Here is a 2,036-nt window from a genome sequence, read left to right as displayed (position 1 = left end):
GGATCGGCCCCCGCTCTCGGTGCATCACAAGGGCAAGCCGGACTCCGGCTTCGACGTGCTGCTGGCGCGGGCGATCGCGGAGCGGATGGGACGACCGCTGAAGATCCAATGGTTCGAGAGCAAGCTGGATGAGGATTCCAGCCCGCAGCTCGAGGCCAATGCGCTGCTCTCCGACGCACGCTGCTCGCTGGTCGGCGGCTACGCGCTGACGACGGATTCCCTCGTCAAACCAGGCATGAAGACGGCGCGCCTGCCGGATTTCGCTGGCGCCACGCGCGAGGACCGGCGGCGCCGCGTCGCACTCGGCGTGCTCGCGCCGAGCCAGCCTTACGTCTATTCGCCGATGACGGTGGTGCTCGGGCCGAAGGCGAAGGGGCGCAAGATCGCCGACATCGGCGATCTTGCCGGACTCCGCCTCGCCATCGAGAGCGGATCGCTGGGCGATGCGATCCTGATGACCTTCGACAAGGGGCGCCTGATCGACAACATCACGCATCTTGTCCCCGGCCGCGACGATCTCCTCGGCGCGCTGGCACGTGGCGACTACGACGCGACACTGATCGACCTCGGCCGCTTCGATGCCCATCGCACCGCGCATCCGGATGCGCCGATCACCGCGTCCGGCTACTATTACCCGATCGGCGCCAATCGCGGCTATGTCGGGCTCGCCGGCGATCCCGCATTGATCGACACCGTCAACAAGGCGCTGACCGAGCTCGCCGCTGAAGGCAAGATCGCCGAATTCGGCAAGCAGGCCGGCCTCACCTATTTGCCGCCGCGCGAGCCCGCGATCCTCGGCGATGTCTGGATGAAGATCATTCAGCGGTGACGCCTGTTCAGCGAGAGCGGTCGCGCCTCGTTCTCTGCCGTCATGCCCCGCGAAGGCAGGGCATCCAGTACGCCGCGGCCCATCGGTCCGAACACAACCGTCTCGGAGTACTGGATCGCCCGGTCAAGCCGGGCGATGACAGCGAGAATGTGGCGAGACTGTCGTCCCACGCCAAAGCACTGATTTCGTTTCCGTGTTATGTGTCGTGTTTCATTTCGACGCGCTGGTGTCATCGTGAACTCCCCGACCATCCCGTCCGCGACCGGTCTGTGCGCCGCCCTTTCCCGCGAAATCAAGACCGGCGAGCTGCTGCGCGCGTTGATCGTCGTTGGTCCGATGGTGGCCGCCTATTTCATCGCGCGCGAGACGGCGCTGCTGAACCTGGGGCTGGTCGCGGTCTCGTTGCTCATTCCCGCGCTGAGGCTRCACCTGCCGCCAAAAGTGATCGCGTGGCACTATCTCGCGATCCTCGTCACCTTTGCCGCGCTTTTCCTTGCAGCGCCCGTCAAACCGCTATTCGTGGTGCTGACGGCGCTTGCCGGCTTCCTTGCAGTGGCGGTGACGCGCTATGGTGAACATTTCCGCACGCTCGGCAATTGGGTGTTCATCCCCGCCGTCTATCTCGCCTGCGAGGTGCGGGAGGGCGTCAGCGCCTCGGAAGCCCTCCGCCATGCCGGCGTGATCATCGTCTCCTCTCCGATCGCACTGGCGCTCGTCTGCGCGATCCAGGTTTACGACCAGCGGCGACGTGACGCTGGCGCGGCGACCTCGTTCGGACCGCCCGCGGCCGAATGGTTTCTGCCCGCGGCGGCGACCGCCATGGCGGTGTTCGCCGCGGCGGCGCTGGTCGAGATCCTCGACCTTGCGCAGGGGCAATGGGTGATGTGGTCGGCTGCAAGCGTCGTGGTCGGCGATCTCTCGGCGTCCACCGGCAAGCTGAAGCAGCGGGCGATCGGCGCGCYCGTCGGCGTGCCACTCGGCTTCCTCGCCGGRATCGTGCTGCCGCAAAGTCGGATCGGCTATGCACTCGCGGTGCTCGCAGCCACCCTCACGCTGATCTCCTTCTCCCGCTACATCGTCGGCTTCGGCCTGCGCTGCTTCTTCATTGCGCTCGCCGCGTCCTTTGCCGGCGGCGCCAGCGGCATTGCGGAGGAGCGCATCGTCAACGTGCTGATCGGCGGCACGCTCGGCCTCGTTGCGGTGGCCC

2 protein-coding genes are annotated in these 2,036 nt (G+C 66.6%); both read left to right on the top strand.

Annotation, left to right across the window (positions count from 1 at the left end; genetic code table 11):
- Positions 1 to 829: substrate-binding periplasmic protein (locus tag AC1D00_RS38500; RefSeq protein ID WP_477014278.1), on the top strand; the 829-nt coding region annotated here is incomplete at its 5' end.
- A gap of 234 nt (positions 830 to 1,063) precedes the next feature.
- The coding region (locus AC1D00_RS38495) for an FUSC family protein (protein WP_477014277.1) at positions 1,064 to 2,036 on the top strand (973 nt) is incomplete at its 3' end.

Source organism: Bradyrhizobium sp. P2_E8 (assembly GCF_056403875.1).
Note: the sequence above shows the minus strand (reverse complement) of the source record. Positions and strands in the feature narration are given on the sequence as shown.